Raw genomic sequence first — 15,233 nt, forward strand, 5'->3', positions numbered from 1 at the left:
CGGTCAGTGCAACGGGCGGAAGTGACGTTCGAGGCCGCGCCACACGTCGTCGTAGTGCGGCTGGAGGTGGTCCGCCCGGGCCGCGTGCGCGGTGAGCGTCACCGGCCAGCGCGTCTCGAACATGAACGCGAGCCCGTCGTCGACCTTCTGCGGCTTCAGCTCGGCCGCGCTCGCCCGGTCGAACGTCTCCCGGTCCGGCCCGTGCGCCGACATCATGTTGTGCAGCGAGCCGCCGCCGGGCACGAAGCCCCCTTCTCCGGAGGACTTCGCGTCGTAGGCGCCCTCGATCAGTCCCATGTACTCGCTCATCACGTTCCGGTGGAAGTACGGCGGCCGGAAGGTGTCCTCGCCGACCAGCCAGCGCGGTGCGAACACGACGAAGTCGACGCCGGCCAGCCCGGGGGTGTCCGACGGGGACGTCAGTACGGTGAAGATCGACGGGTCGGGGTGGTCGTAGGAGATGCTGCCGATGACGTTGAAGCGGCGCAGGTCGTAGACGTACGGCACATGGTTGCCGTGCCAGGCGACCACGTCGAGCGGGGAGTGGTCGTAGGTCGCGGTCCAGAGGTTGCCGCAGAACTTGTTGACCACCTCCACCGGCCCCTCGACGTCCTCGTAGGCGGCGACGGGAGCCCGGAAGTCACGGGGGTTGGCGAGGCCGTTGGCGCCGATCGGCCCCAGGTCGGGGAGTTGGAAGGGCGCCCCGTAGTTCTCGCACACATAGCCGCGCGCGGACTCGTCCAGCAGCTCCACACGGAAGCGGACCCCGCGAGGGATCAGCGCCACATGGCCCGGCTCCACATGCAGGAGTCCGAACTCCGTGCGCAGCAACAGCCCGCCGCGCTCCGGGACGATCAGCAGCTCGCCGTCGGCGTCGCTGAAGACGCGGTCCATGGAATCGGTGGCGTGGTAGAGGTGCACGGCCATACCGGTGCGCTGGGTGACGTCGCCGTTGCCGCCGAGGGTCCACAGGCCGGCGAGGAAGTCGGTGCCCTCGGCCGGCTCCGGCAGGGGGTTCCAGCGCAGCCGGTTGGGGTCCGGGACCGACTCGGTGAAGGGGGCCGTGCGGATCCGGCCGTTGTGGGTGTGGGTGAACGCCGGGTGCGCGGCGGAGGGGCGGATCCGGTACAGCCAGGAGCGGCGGTTGTGGGCGCGGGGCTCGGTGAACGCCGTACCGCTGAGCTGCTCCGCGTACAGGCCGAGGGGGGCGCGCTGCGGGGCGTTGCGGCCCTCGGGCAGGGCGCCCGGGACGGCCTCCGAGGCGTGCTCGTTGCCGAATCCGGAGAGGTGGGCCAGGCCCTCGGCGGCCTTGCGTGCGTCGCCGCGCGTGATCGCTGTGTCCCCGGTCATGATCGCTCCCTTGCGGTCTGATTCCTATGGAACACCGTAGGATTGCGGTTTCATCGGCGCAAGAGGCCGTTCCGTGGAACCGATCTCCCCGCCGTGACCTCCTCAGGGAGGAGAGCGAGAACCAGACCCCAGGGGGATTCGCGGTGTCGGACCTGTGTTCTACGCTCCCGGGCATGTCGTGGACGCGGGGACTCATTGCCCTGCTCGCGGTCTGTGTCGTGCTGGTGACCGGATCCGTGAGCTGTGGCGCCAGTGGGGCGCAGGAGCGCAAGGACGGACAGTCGGTCTCACCGGTGGGCAAGGTCCTCGACGACACCGATGAGGAGGGGCGGCACTACCGCGAGGTGGACAAGGGCAACGCCCCCGACGTGGGCATAGAGGTGCAGCCGAACACCGACGACAGCTGGTCGCTGCGCCTGACCGTCGAGCACTTCACCTTCTCGCCCACCGGGACAAAGGCGAAGGCGGTCTCCGGCCGCGGCGTCGCCGTCGTCTTCGTGGACGACCGTCCCGTCACCACCCTCCGCGCCCCGTCCTGCCGCCTCGCGGCCGCGTACGTCCCCCAGGGCACCCACAAGGTCACCGCCCGGCTGTACGCCGACGACGGCACCGTGTGGGCCGTGGACGGCGCCCCGGTGGAGAGCACGGCGGACGTCACGGCCTCGGAACCACAACCGACGGGGAGCGGCGCTGCGGACCCGCAGGCCGGGGGAAGCGCGGACGGCGGCTCGGAATCGCGGACCGCGGCGAGTGCGGGCGGCGGCTGGGAATCGCGGGCCGGTACTGGTGCGGGCGGCGGTGCTTCCGGTGCGCGACTGATCATGCGCGCGGGCGGCGATGTTCCGGGTCCGGAGGGCGGTGTGAGCGCTGGTGGTGCGGCTTCGGGGTGGCGGTCGGCCATGGGTGCGGGTGGCGGTGCCTGGGAGGTGCGGACCGTGGCGAGTGCGGGCGGCGGTGTTCCGGGCCCGGTGGGTGGTGTGAGTGCTGGTGGTGCGGCTTCGGGGTGGCGGTCGGCCATGGGTGCGGGTGGCGGTGCCTGGGAGGTGCGGACCGTGGCGAGTGCGGGCGGCGGTGTTCCGGGCCCGGAGCGCGAAGCGCGGCTCGCGGCGAGCGTCGGCGGTGGCCGATGAGTGCCGCAGGCCCCCGGACCCGTACCAGGTGGCAGGGTTCACCGGACCGCGGCGGAAAGGCATCATGAAGCCTGTGCCCCAAGCGACCTCGCTTCGCCGCGCCCCCGTGCAGCGGCGCAGTGCCGAACGGCTGACCAGAATTCTCGACGCCTGCGCCGACCTGCTCGACGAGGTCGGCTACGACGCCCTCAGCACCCGTGCCGTCGCCCTGCGCGCCGGCGTGCCCATCGGCTCCGTCTACCGCTTCTTCGGCAACAAGCGGCAGATGGTCGACGCGCTGGCCCAGCGCAACCTGGAGCGTTTCACGGAGGGCGTCACCGACCGCCTCAAGGAGTCGGGCGAGGAAGGAGGCTGGCGTACGGCGATGGACGTCGTCCTCGACGAGTACCTCGCCATGAAGCGCACCGCCCCCGGCTTCTCCCTCGTCGACTTCGGCAACCAGATCCCCGTCGGCGCCCGTCACGCGGAACCCAACCACCGGGTCGCCGACCGCCTCACCGAGCTCCTGTCCGGCTACCTCGCCCGGGAACCGGACGACGACCTGCGCCGCACCTTCCTCATCGCCGTGGAGACCGCCGACACCCTGGTCCACCTGGCCTTCCGGATGGCCCCCGAGGGGGACGAGCGGATCATCCAGGAGACCCGGGAGCTGCTGCGCGCCTATCTGGCGAGGGTTCTGGACTGACCGTCCACACCCCCTCCCCTCCATCCGTACCGGTCGGTATGCTCACCTCGACAGGCACCGCTGCCCCGGGAGGACCCGTGTCCCGCACCGCTCTGCGTATCTGCCCCCTGTGCGAGGCCACCTGTGGTCTGACGCTCACCGTCGAGGGGACCCGGGTCACCGGCGCCCGCGGCGACCATGACGACGTGTTCAGCAAGGGGTTCATCTGCCCGAAGGGGGCGTCCTTCGGCGCCGTCGACGGGGACCCCGACCGGCTGCGCACACCCCTCGTCCGACGGGACGGGGAACTGCGCGAGGCCACCTGGGAGGAGGCCTTCGACGCGGTCGCCGCCGGAATCCGGGGCGTCGTCGACCGCCACGGGGCGAACTCCGTCGGGGTCGTCCTCGGCAACCCCAACGTGCACACCATGGCCGGCGCCCTCTACCCGCCGGTGCTGCTCGCCGGGCTCGGCACCCGGAGCGTGTTCACCGCGTCCACGGTCGACCAGATGCCCAAGCACGTCTCCAGCGGGCTGTTGTACGGCGACGCCAACGCGATCCCCGTGCCGGACCTCGACCACACCGACCATCTGCTGCTCATCGGCGCCAACCCCCTGGAGTCCAACGGGAGTCTGTGCACCGCCCCCGACTTCCCCGGCAAGCTCAAGGCGCTCAAGGCGCGCGGTGGCACCCTCACCGTCATCGACCCCCGCCGCACCCGCACCGCAAAGCTCGCCGACCGGCACATCGCCATCCGGCCCGGTGCGGACGCGCTGCTTCTCGCCGCCATGGTGTACGTGCTCTTCGAGGAAGGCCTCGTGGACACGGGGGAGTTGACCCCACACCTCCAAGGACTCGACGAACTCCGGGAAGCCGTACAGGACTTCACTCCCGAAGCCGTCGCCGACGCCTGTGACGTGGACGCCGACGTGACACGCGCCCTCGCCCGCGAACTGGCCGCGGCTCCGACCGCCGCCGTATACGGCCGCATCGGCAGCTGCACCGTCCCGCACGGCACCCTGGCCAGCTGGCTCGTCGACGTGCTCAACATCCTCACCGGCAACCTCGACCGGCCCGGCGGCGCGCTCTTCCCGCAGGCGGCCACCGACCGGACGCCCCGGCCCGCGGGACCCAGCCACGGATTCGCGCTCGGGCGCTGGCACTCCCGGGTGAGCCGACACCCGGAGGCCAAGGGCGAGTTGCCGCTCTCCGCGCTCGCCGAGGAGATCGACACCGCGACCACGGAGGGCGAGCCGGTCCGCGCGCTGATCGCCGTCGCCGCCAACCCCGTGCTGTCCGCCCCCGACGGCGACCGGCTCGACAAGGCCCTCGGCTCGCTCGACTTCATGGTCAGCGTGGACCCGTACCTGAACGAGACCTCGCGCCACGCCCACGTCGTGCTGCCGCCGCCCCCGCCCTCCCAGAGCCCGCACCACGACTTCGCCTTCAACACCCTCGCCGTGCGCAACCAGGTCCGCTACACCCGCCCCGCCGTCCCGCTGGAGCCCGGCCGGATGGCGGAGACGGAGATCCTCGCCCGGCTGGTCCTCGCCGCGACCGGCATGCACGGCGCCGACCCGTCCGCCGTGGACGACCTGGTGATCGGCCAGACCCTCGGCAAGGCCGTCAAGGACGCCCACTCGCCCGTGCACGGCCGCGAGCCGGACGAACTCGCCGCCGCACTCGTCGGCGACACCGGCCCCGAGCGGCGGCTCGACATGATGCTGCGCCTCGGCCCCTACGGCGACGGTTTCGGCGTACGACCGGACGGGCTGAGCCTCACCAAGCTGCTCGCGCATCCGCACGGCATCGACCTCGGACCGCTCGGGTCCCGGCTGCCGCAGCCGCTGAAGACCAGGAGCGGCAAGGTCGAACTGCTGCCGGGGCCCCTCGCGGACGACCTGCCCCGGCTGCGCGAGGCCCTGCGGCATCAGGCCGACGGGCTCGTCCTTGTCGGCCGCCGGCACCTGCGCTCCAACAACAGCTGGATGCACAACGTCCCCGCCCTCACCGGCGGCACCAACCGCTGCACCCTGCAGATCCACCCCGAGGACGCCGAGCGGCTCGGACTGAAGGACGGCGCCGCGGTGCGGGTCAAGGGCGCCGGGGGAGAGGTGGTCACCGAAGCCGAGGTGACCGACGGCGTGCGCCCCGGCGTGGTCAGCCTGCCGCACGGCTGGGGCCACAACCGGCCCGGCACCCGGCTCAGCCATGCCCTCAAGGACCCCGGCGTCAACGTCAACCAGCTCCTCGACGGCAGCCTGCTCGACCCGCTCTCGGGCAACGCGGTCCTCAACGGCATACCCGTAAAACTGGCCACCGTAGCGGCGCTGTGAGCAGCGCAAAGCTGTGACCAGCAGTTTTGCGCTTATTGCTCGCATGTCAACGTCTTGTTAACGCCGCTTGACGGGACCTAACGTCATCGCACTGCCGACTCCGGTGGGAGTTCAAGGGCGAACGTTAGGTATCCACTCATGCTGACCATCCTCGGCTTCGCCATGATCGCGACCTTCCTGGTCCTGATCATGATGAAGAAGATGTCGCCGATCGCGGCGCTCGTACTGATTCCGGCGCTGTTCTGCGTCTTCGTCGGGAAGGGCGCCAAGCTCGGTGACTACGTCATCGACGGCGTCACCAGCCTCGCCCCCACCGCGGCGATGCTCATGTTCGCGATCGTCTACTTCGGCGTGATGATCGACGTCGGCCTCTTCGACCCGGTCGTCCGCGGCATCCTGAAGTTCGCGAAGGCCGACCCGATGCGGATCGTCGTCGGCACGGCGATCCTCGCCGCGATCGTCTCCCTCGACGGCGACGGCTCGACCACCTTCATGATCACCGTCTCGGCGATGTACCCGCTGTACAAGCGCCTGAAGATGAGCCTGGTCGTGATGACCGGTGTCGCCGCCATGGCCAACGGCGTGATGAACACGCTGCCCTGGGGCGGCCCGACGGCCCGCGCCGCCACCGCGCTGAAGCTCGACGCCAGTGACATCTTCGTCCCGATGATCCCGGCCCTGGCCGTCGGCCTGCTGGGCGTCTTCGTCCTCTCGTACGTGCTCGGCAAGCGCGAGCGCAAGCGGCTGGGCGTGCTCACCCTGAACGAGGTCCTGGTCGAGGAGAAGGTCGAGGAGACCGAGACGGTCCTGGTCGGCGCGGGTTCCGGTGCCTCTGGCCCCGGTGCCTCCGGTACGGACAAGGTCACCGGCGGCTCCGGCTCCGGCACCGACGCCGACGCCGACGCCGAGGAAGGCGACGCGGAGCGCTTCCAGGTCCTCGACCCGAACCGGGCCACCCTGCGTCCCAAGCTCTACTGGTTCAACGCGCTGCTCACGCTCACCCTGCTCACCGCCATGATCATGGAGTGGCTGCCGATCCCGGTGCTGTTCCTGATCGGCGCCGCGCTCGCGCTCACCGTGAACTTCCCGCACATCCCGGACCAGAAGGCCCGCCTGGCCGCCCACGCCGACAACGTCCTCAACGTCTCCGGCATGGTCTTCGCCGCCGCCGTGTTCACCGGCGTCCTCCAGGGCACCGGCATGGTCGACCACATGGCACGCTGGATGGTGGACGTCATCCCCGAGGGCATGGGCCCGCACATGGCCCTCGTCACCGGCATCCTGAGCCTCCCGCTCACCTACTTCATGTCCAACGACGGTTTCTACTTCGGCGTCCTCCCGGTCCTCGCCGAGGCCGGCGCGGCGCACGGCGTCACCCCGCTGGAGATGGCCCGCGCCTCCCTCGTCGGCCAGCCGCTGCACATGTCGAGCCCGCTCGTCCCGGCCGTGTACGTCCTGGTCGGCATGGCCAAGGTCGAGTTCGGCGACCACACCAGGTTCGTGGTCAAGTGGGCGGCGCTCACCTGTCTGATCATCCTTGGGGCGGGCATCCTCTTCGGGATCATCTGACCTGCTTCCACGGAGGACTTGAACCATGGCGCCCGGTGGGAACCGCGGCTGGCTGCTCCGCCTCGTCATCGCCTTCAGCTTCGCGCAGGGGGCGGTGTCGATGGCTCGGCCCGCCGTCTCCTACCGGGCTCTCGCGCTGGGTGCGGACGAACGGGCGATCGGTGTCATCGCCGGTGTCTACGCGCTGCTCCCGCTGTTCGCGGCGGTCCCGCTGGGCCGCCGTACGGATCACGGACGTTGTGCGCCGCTGCTGCCCGTCGGTGTGGTCCTGATCTCCGGCGGCTGTGCGCTCAGCGGCCTCGCCGACTCGCTGTGGACGATGGCGGTCTGGAGCGGGGTGATGGGCCTCGGCCACCTCAGCTTCGTCATCGGTGCCCAGTCGCTCGTCGCCCGCCAGTCCGCACCGCACGAACAGGACCGCAACTTCGGCCACTTCACCATCGGCGCCTCTCTCGGCCAACTGGTCGGCCCGATCGCGGCGGGCGCGCTGATCGGCGGCTCCGACATGGCGGGCACGAGTGCGCTGGCGCTGCTCGTCGCGGGCGCCGGAGCGGCGGTCGCGTGCACGTCGTTGTGGCGCATCGAGCACCGCGACACGGCGGCCACGTCCCGTACCGGACCAGGCGACCGGGTTCCCGTCGGGCACATCCTGCGGTCCCGGGGCGTGCCCGGGGGCATCTTCGTGAGCCTGTCCGTGCTGTCCGCCACGGACATCCTCACCGCGTACCTTCCGGTGGTCGGCGAACACCGGGGCATCGCCCCCTCGGTGATCGGCCTGCTACTGAGCCTGCGCGCGGCCGCCACCATCGCCTGCCGCCTGGTACTGACTCCCCTGCTACGGCTGCTGGGGCGCGCGTTGCTGCTGACCGTGACGTGTGTGCTGGCGGCCCTGCTGTGCGCGGGCATCGCGCTGCCGGTCCCGGTGTGGGCGCTGGCCGTCATGCTCGCCGTGCTCGGCTTCTGTCTCGGCGTCGGACAGCCGCTGTCCATGACGACGGTCGTCCAGGCCGCCCCCGACGGCGCCCGCTCCACCGCGCTCGCCCTGCGGCTGACCGGCAACCGCCTCGGCCAGGTCGCCGCACCGGCCACCGCGGGCCTCGTCGCGGGCGTCGTGGGCGCGGCGGCGCCGTTCGTGATGCTCGGGACCTTGCTGCTGCTCTCGGCGGGAGTGGCACTGCGGTCGCCGGGGCCGCCCGAAAAACCGGGGTCGGACGCGGGAAAGCGGCCGAAACGCCCGGGATTGCGCCGCACGAGCGATATCTGACGGCGCGCCGGGCGTCGATGCGCATGACCGCTGCGCACATAAAGGAGAGTGCTGCCGAAAGAGCGATTTGTATGGAAATCGTCTGAATCGGAGGACCGCGCATGCCCACCCTGACACCCCCACGTACCTTCCGCGTCCGCGCGGGCGCCACTGTCGTCCTCACCGCCCTCGCCGCGGCCGGCGCGTCCTGGGTGGCGGCGCCGACCGCGTCTGCCGTGGGCGAGAACGGCGACATCAGGATCCACCGCGTGGGCGTGCCTTTCGGCGTCTCGAAGGATGATCCCAAGGTCTGCAAGTTCTACCTGGATGCCGTCAACTTCGACATCCTCACCACCATCGCCTACACCATCACGCCTCAGCCGCCGCTGCCCAGCGCCGCCACCGTCACCGGCGCCATCCAGCTCGCGGGGGGCGCCGGCCACACCGACCCGCTGGGGATGGCGGACGGGCAGTACAAGATCACCTGGATCGTGGCGGGCGTCCCCAAGGAGAAGGTCTTCCGCGTCAACTGCCACGACGGCAGGCACGGCGGGGAGCGCCGGCCGGGCGACCAGATCGAGGACCGGCAGAACGACGGCGCGGGCTGGGGCAAGAACGACTCCAACGGCCCCAAGGGCGGTGTGCACGCGGGCGGCGGCGGTCTCGTCGACACCGCGGCCGCGTTCGCGCCGGTGACCGCCGCGGGAGCCGTCGGCCTGGTGGCGGTCGGCGGTGTCGCGTACTTCCGGCTGAACCGCCGTCGGCCCAATGGCGCCGCGTAGGCGTAGACGCAGGCCCTGGTACCGGACCCGCGCCTACCGCCTCACCAGGACGGCCCTGCTCACGGTCGTCCTGGTGACGGTGGGGGTCCGGTGCACCGGTGACCACAAGTCGACCGCGCCGTACGGGCCCGACGGCCAGGGCGTCGTGGCGGCCGCAGGCCCGGACGCCCAGGTGGCTGCCGGCCCGGACGCCGAGGTACCCCGTGAACCCGACACCGGGGCGCCCGGTGAACCCGACGCCGAGGTGGCCCGTGAGTCGGACGCCGAGGTGGCCCGTCGTCCGGCCCCCTCCGCCCGCCCCACGCCCACCCGCACGCCCGCTCTCCGCCCGCTGCCCCGGTCCCGGCCGACGACCTTCCGCATCCCGTCCCTGGGTATCGACGCCCCCATCACGGGCCTCGGGCTGATCAAGGGACGGGAGTTGGCCACACCGCCGGTGGACAAACCGAAACTCGTGGGCTGGTACCAGGGCGGCCCCACGCCCGGGGAGCCCGGCACGGCGATCGCCGTAGGCCACCGCGACACCAGGACCGGTCCCGCCGTCTTCGCCGCGCTCGCCCAGGTGAAGCCCGGCAAAGTGATCGAGGCGGGGCGCGCGGACGGCCGTACCGCCGTCTACACCGTGGACCGGGTGAAGGTCTTCGACAAGGAGGGCTTCCCCGACAAGGAGGTCTACGGCCCGGCCCGGCGCCCGGAGCTCCGCGTGATCACCTGCGGTGGACTCTTCAAGTGGCGGACGGGCTACACCAGCAACGTCGTCGTGTTCGCCCACCTCACCCGGACCCGTGAGCCGCAGCCGCCGACGGGCACGACGGCCCGCTGAATCCGTCCGTCCGTTTTCTCACTGGCTGGACTGGAGCGCCTGATACCGCCCAGTCTCTTCCCCTGGCCGGGCGCGTTCCGTTAACTTCCGTGACTCACAGCCCCGTACGACCCGCCCGGGGCCTCTCGACCGCGGAGCACCAGCGCCTGATTCAGCCCTCGGGGGCACCGTCATGACACGCGCCATCTCCTTGCACGACGTGAGCAAGACCTACACGCGAGGAAGCCGGGTGGTGGACCGGCTCTCGCTGGACATCGAGCCCGGCGAGTTCCTCGTCCTGCTCGGCCCCTCCGGCTGCGGAAAATCCACCGTCCTCAGGATGGTCGCCGGCCTGGAGGAGATCACCGAGGGCGAGCTCCGACTCGACGGCGAGTACGCCAACGACCTGCTGCCCGCCGAGCGGCGGATGGCGATGGTGTTCCAGAACTTCGCCCTCTACCCCAACATGACCAGCCGGGGGAACATCGGCTTCCCGCTGCGCATCGAGGCCCCCGATGAGGATCCCCGCGCACGCGTGGACGCCACCGCCCGCATGCTGGGCATCGAGGACCTCCTCGACCGCTACCCAGCTCAGCTCTCCGGCGGCGAACGCCAGCGGGTGGCGATGGGCCGGGCCATCTCCCGCCACCCCTCCGCCTTCCTGATGGACGAGCCGCTGTCCAACCTCGACGCCAAGCTCCGCAACCACCTGCGCGCCGAAATAGCCGGCCTCACCCAGGAGTTGGGCGTCACCACGGTCTACGTCACGCACGACCAGGCCGAGGCCATGTCGCTCGGCGACCGGGTCGCCGTGCTGCGCGGCGGAGTTCTCCAGCAGGTCGGCACCCCGCGCTCGGTCTACGCGCTGCCGCGCAACGTCTTCGTCGCCGCCTTCATCGGCACCCCGCGCATCAACCTCCTGCGCGGCCTGGTCCGGGCTCCGCTGGACGGCGCGATGACCATCAGCCTCGGCAAGCAGTACCTGCGGCTGCCCGAACCCCTCTCCCTGGACCACCAGTTGCTCCGCGTCCAGCAGGGCCGCGAGGTGATCGTGGGCCTGCGCTCGGAGGCGATCCGCATCGCCGAACGGACCTCCGCGCGTCCGGGTGAGATGCCGATCACCGGCCTGGTGGAGCACGTGGAGTTCCAGGGCCACGAGGTCCTCGTCCACTTCAACACCGGCTCCCGCCCCGCCCTCGTCCCCGACCTGGAGGCCCCGCGTCCCGCTCCACGGCCGACCCGGCGGCGCCGCCGCGACGGGACGGTCCTGGAGCGTCTGCGGGATCGCGCCGGCTCCCTGCGGGCGGGCCCGGTGGTGGTCCTGGAGGACCCGGCGGACTCCGGCCCCGAGCCCGCCCCGTCCGACGCCCGCCTCCCCGGTGACCTCGTGGTTCGCACCACCCCGGACCTCGACCTCCGCCGCGGCATGCAGGTCCCCCTTCTCGTCGACATCTCCCACCTCTTCGTCTTCGACCAGCACGGAGAACGCATCTGCCCGTCCCCGGACCACCTTCCGGACCTGGACGAGTGAGGGTCCGGGTGGGGAGGGGCGCGGCTCGGCGTCGAGTCCACCATCCCTCCGCCGCCCGGCCACCGTCCCCACCCGCCGTCGATCCGCCGCACCGTTTCCGTCCGCTCCGGCTCTGGTTGTCGTGGTGGTGTCGTGCCGTTTCCGTCCGCCCCGGTCCCGCCCGTCGTGGTGGTGTCGTGCCGTTTCCGTCTGGCCGGGTTCCGCCCGCCATGGTTCTGCCGTGCCGTTTCCGTCCGCCCCGGTCCCGCCCGTCGTGGTGGTGTCGTGCCGTTTCTGTCTGGCCGGGTTCCGCCCGTCGTGGTTCTGCCGTGCCACTTCCGTCCGTCCCCGGCCCCGCCTGTCGTCGATCCGCCGCACCGTTCCGCCCGCTCCGGCTCTGGTTGTCGTGGTGGTGTCGTGCCGTTTCCGTCCGCCCCGGTCCCGCTCGCCGTCGTTCTGCCGTGCCACTTCCGTCCGCCCCCGGTCCCGCTCGCCGTCGATCCGCCGCACCGTTTCCGTCCGCCCCGGCCCGGCCCGTCGTCGATCCTCCGCACCGCCTCCGTTCGCCCGGGCCTCCACTGACCGACTCCTCCACCGCCCTCCAGGCCGCCCCCCGGCCCGCTTCGGCCTGGTGGAGTGAACCGAGGGCGCGGCAGCCGGGCCGGGCGGCGGTGGTCCGCTAGGCAGGGCGCATGAACGTGCATCTCACCAGGACCAGGGCGCTCCTCACCGGCGCCGCCCTCCTGCTCGCCGTCGCCGCGCCCACCGCCCACACCACCTTCGCCGGGGCCGACGCCCCGGTGCCGGAGCGCGGGGTGCCGTACGTCGAGACCCAGCTCTTCTTCGGCACCGAGCGGCCCGGCGGTGGACCGGCCGTCACCGACCGGCAGTTCACGGCCTTCGTCGACAAGGAGGTCGCGCCCGGCTTCCCGGAGGGGCTGACCGTGCAGTCCGGGCGCGGGCAGTGGCGGGACGTGAGCGGGAGGACCGAGAAGGAGCGGTCGTACGAGCTGATCCTGCTGTATCCGGCCGGGCAGGCCTCCGCGAGCGACCGGCGGATCGAGGAGATCCGGCGGGCGTACGAGAAGACGTTCGGGCAGGAATCCGTGGGGCGGGTGGACGACCGGGCCCGCGCCGACTTCTGATGTCCCTGGACGGTCCGGTCCCGCTCTGGCGCGAAAAAACTATCGTCGCTAGTTTATGAGGCCGGACGACACCACGCACGGCCCAGCCCGGGAGGACGCACCATGAAGGCGCACGACGGCATGTACATCGACGGCGAGTGGCGCCCGGCCACCGGCCCGGACCTGATCGAGGTCGTGAACCCGGCCGACGAGCAGGTCCTCGGCCGGGTCCCGGCCGGCACCGCCGAGGACGTCGACCTCGCCGTACGGGCCGCTCGCGCCGCCCTCCCGGCCTGGGCCGCGACCGCACCCGCCGAGCGGGCCGCCCGCCTGGCCGCCCTCCGGGATGTCCTGGCCGCCCGCAAGGACGAGATCGCCGAGACCGTCACCGCCGAACTCGGCTCGCCCCTGAAGTTCTCGCAGAACGTCCACGCCGCCGTCCCCGTCGCGGTCGCCGCCTCCTACGCGGAACTCGCGGCCACGCACCCCTTCGAGGAGAAGGTCGGCAACTCCACCGTCCACCAGGAGCCCATCGGCGTGGTCGGCGCGATCACGCCCTGGAACTACCCGCTCCACCAGATCGTCGCCAAGGTCGCCCCGGCCCTCGCCGCAGGCTGCACGGTCGTGCTCAAGCCCGCCGAGGACACCCCGCTGGTCGCCCAGCTCTTCGCCGAGGCGGTCCACGAGGCCGGTGTCCCGGCAGGCGTCTTCAACCTGGTCACCGGCCTCGGCCCGGTCGCGGGGCAGGCGCTCGCCGAGCACCCGGACGTGGACCTGGTCTCCTTCACCGGTTCCACCGCGGTCGGACGGCAGATCGGCGCGACCGCCGGTGCCGCCCTGAAGAAGGTCGCCCTGGAACTCGGCGGCAAGTCCGCCAACGTCATCCTGCCGAGCGCCGACCTCGCCAAGGCGGTCAACGTCGGCGTCGCCAACGTGATGTCCAACTCCGGCCAGACCTGCAGTGCCTGGACCCGGATGCTGGTGCACACCGAGCAGTACGACGAAGCTGTCGACCTCGCCGCCGCGGCCGCTGCGAAGTACGGCGAGCGCATCGGCCCCGTTGTCAGCGCCAAGCAGCAGGCACGGGTGCGCGGTTACATCGAGAAGGGCGTGGCGGAGGGGGCCCGGCTGGTCGCCGGAGGCCCTGAATCCCCGCGCGAGCAGGGCTACTTCGTCGCCCCGACCGTCTTCGCCGACGTCACCCCCGACATGACGATCGCGCAGGAGGAGATCTTCGGCCCGGTCCTGTCCGTCCTGCGCTACGAGGACGAGGAGGACGCCCTGCGCATCGCCAACGGCACGGTCTACGGCCTCGCGGGCGCCGTCTGGGCCGGCGACGCGTCGGAGGCGGTGGCCTTCGCCCGGCGGATGGACACCGGCCAGGTCGACATCAACGGTGGCCGCTTCAACCCCCTTGCCCCCTTCGGCGGTTACAAGCAGTCCGGGGTGGGCCGCGAGCTCGGCTCGCACGGTCTCGCCGAGTACCTCCAGACCAAGTCCCTCCAGTTCTGAGGAGCCTTCCCGTGGTTCGTGCCGCTGTTCTTCCCGCCGTGGGCGCTCCCCTGGAGGTCACCGACATCGACCTGCCGGACCCCGGTCCCGGCCAGGTCCGCGTCCGGCTCGCCGCCGCCGGCGTCTGCCACTCCGACCTGTCCCTGTCCAACGGCACCATGCGCGTCCCCGTCCCGGCCGTCCTCGGCCACGAGGGCGCGGGTACGGTCGTCGCCGTGGGGGAGGGGGTCAACGGGGTGGCGCCCGGTTCCCGAGTCGTCCTCAACTGGGCTCCCGCCTGCGGTAGTTGCCATGCCTGCGCGCTCGGCGAGGTCTGGCTGTGCGCCAACGCGCTCAACGGCGCCGCGGACGTCTACGCCCGCACCGCCGACGGCACCGACCTCCACCCCGGCCTGAACGTCGCCGCGTTCGCCGAGGAGACGGTCGTCTCCGAGTCCTGCCTCCTGCCCCTGCCCGAGGGCATCCCGCTCACCGATGCGGCCCTGCTGGGCTGTGCGGTCCTCACCGGCTACGGAGCCGTCCACCACGCGGCACGGGTCCGGGAGGGCGAGACGGTCGCCGTGTACGGCGTCGGGGGAGTGGGCCTGGCCGCGCTCCAGGCGGCCCGTATCGCGGGCGCCTCGCGGATCGTCGCGGTCGATGTCTCCCCGGAGAAGGAGGAGTTGGCGCGCGCGGCCGGAGCCACCGACTACGTGATCGCCTCCGACACCACCGCCCGCGAGATCAGGGGCCTGACCGGAAAGCAGGGCGTCGACGTCGCCGTGGAGTGCGTGGGCCGCGCGGCGACCATCCGCACGGCCTGGGACTCCACCCGCCGCGGCGGCCGTACGACGGTCGTCGGCATCGGCGGCAAGGACCAGCAGGTCACCTTCAACGCCCTGGAGCTCTTCCACTGGGGCCGCACCCTCGCGGGCTGTGTCTACGGCAACGCGAACCCGGCCGAGGACCTCCCTGTGCTCGCCGAGCACGTACGGGCGGGCCGCCTGGACCTCGGCGCCCTGGTGACGGAACGGATCGCGCTGGACGGGATTCCGGCGGCGTTCGACAACATGCTGGCGGGCAAGGGCGGCAGGGCCCTGGTGGTGTTCTGATCGACGGTTGCCCGGAGCCTCATCTCGGGTGCTCCGGGCAACCTTCCCGCACAACCGTTGACCCCATACCGTCCGGTCAGTATGTTCAGCCGCCAACGTCCCCACGCACCCACCGGAGTG

Annotated in this window: 12 protein-coding genes; 11 read left to right on the forward strand and 1 reads right to left on the reverse strand. The window is 71.8% G+C overall.

Translation table 11 applies throughout. From position 1 onward, the window contains the following. Nucleotides 1-3 precede the first annotated feature (3 nt). A complete protein-coding gene (gene hmgA, locus OG841_RS36790; RefSeq protein ID WP_365120313.1) occupies nucleotides 4-1,350 on the reverse strand; it encodes a homogentisate 1,2-dioxygenase in 1,347 nt (448 codons plus the stop codon). Between the two features lie 173 nt (nucleotides 1,351-1,523). Here hmgA and OG841_RS36795 point away from each other — a divergent pair, with 173 nt between their 5' ends. The 11 genes from OG841_RS36795 to OG841_RS36845 all read left to right on the forward strand — a co-directional run bounded on the left by OG841_RS36795 (nucleotide 1,524) and on the right by OG841_RS36845 (nucleotide 15,113). Continuing rightward, complete coding sequence (locus OG841_RS36795) at nucleotides 1,524-2,480, forward strand: hypothetical protein (RefSeq protein WP_371568581.1); 957 nt, start codon at nucleotides 1,524-1,526, stop codon at nucleotides 2,478-2,480. Nucleotides 2,481-2,544: 64 nt separating this feature from the next. Next, nucleotides 2,545-3,165, forward strand: a complete 621-nt coding sequence (locus OG841_RS36800; RefSeq protein WP_326669955.1) for a TetR/AcrR family transcriptional regulator — start codon at nucleotides 2,545-2,547, stop codon at nucleotides 3,163-3,165. 77 nt (nucleotides 3,166-3,242) lie between these two features. Continuing rightward, entirely contained in the window at nucleotides 3,243-5,480 is a 2,238-nt protein-coding gene (locus OG841_RS36805) for a molybdopterin oxidoreductase family protein (RefSeq protein ID WP_371568584.1), read from the forward strand. A 138-nt stretch (nucleotides 5,481-5,618) separates the two neighbouring features. Next, entirely contained in the window at nucleotides 5,619-7,049 is a 1,431-nt protein-coding gene (locus tag OG841_RS36810) for a CitMHS family transporter (protein ID WP_365120306.1), read from the forward strand. Between the two features lie 25 nt (nucleotides 7,050-7,074). Further along, complete coding sequence (locus OG841_RS36815; protein WP_371568587.1) at nucleotides 7,075-8,313, forward strand: MFS transporter; 1,239 nt, start codon at nucleotides 7,075-7,077, stop codon at nucleotides 8,311-8,313. Between the two features lie 101 nt (nucleotides 8,314-8,414). Then, nucleotides 8,415-9,074 carry a hypothetical protein gene (locus OG841_RS36820; RefSeq protein WP_328637422.1) on the forward strand — a complete coding sequence of 220 codons (660 nt, stop codon included), beginning with the start codon at nucleotides 8,415-8,417 and terminating at the stop codon, nucleotides 9,072-9,074. Then, nucleotides 9,061-9,897: a class F sortase gene (locus tag OG841_RS36825; RefSeq protein WP_371568592.1), complete on the forward strand. Its 837-nt coding sequence runs from the start codon at nucleotides 9,061-9,063 to the stop codon at nucleotides 9,895-9,897. The genes OG841_RS36820 and OG841_RS36825 overlap by 14 nt, the downstream gene beginning before the upstream one ends. Nucleotides 9,898-10,069: 172 nt before the next feature. Next, nucleotides 10,070-11,407, forward strand: coding sequence for an ABC transporter ATP-binding protein (locus tag OG841_RS36830; RefSeq protein ID WP_328637420.1), 1,338 nt, complete (start codon nucleotides 10,070-10,072; stop codon nucleotides 11,405-11,407). Between the two features lie 671 nt (nucleotides 11,408-12,078). After that, on the forward strand, nucleotides 12,079-12,531 hold the full coding sequence (locus OG841_RS36835) for a DUF3574 domain-containing protein (protein ID WP_328637419.1): 453 nt from the start codon (nucleotides 12,079-12,081) through the stop codon (nucleotides 12,529-12,531). A gap of 102 nt (nucleotides 12,532-12,633) precedes the next feature. Next, nucleotides 12,634-14,022: an aldehyde dehydrogenase family protein gene (locus tag OG841_RS36840; protein ID WP_365120300.1), complete on the forward strand. Its 1,389-nt coding sequence runs from the start codon at nucleotides 12,634-12,636 to the stop codon at nucleotides 14,020-14,022. Between the two features lie 11 nt (nucleotides 14,023-14,033). Next, on the forward strand, nucleotides 14,034-15,113 hold the full coding sequence (locus OG841_RS36845) for a Zn-dependent alcohol dehydrogenase (RefSeq protein WP_365120298.1): 1,080 nt from the start codon (nucleotides 14,034-14,036) through the stop codon (nucleotides 15,111-15,113). Nucleotides 15,114-15,233 lie beyond the last annotated feature (120 nt).

The sequence above is a fragment of the Streptomyces canus genome, assembly GCF_041435015.1.
Taxonomy (GTDB): domain Bacteria; phylum Actinomycetota; class Actinomycetes; order Streptomycetales; family Streptomycetaceae; genus Streptomyces; species Streptomyces canus_G.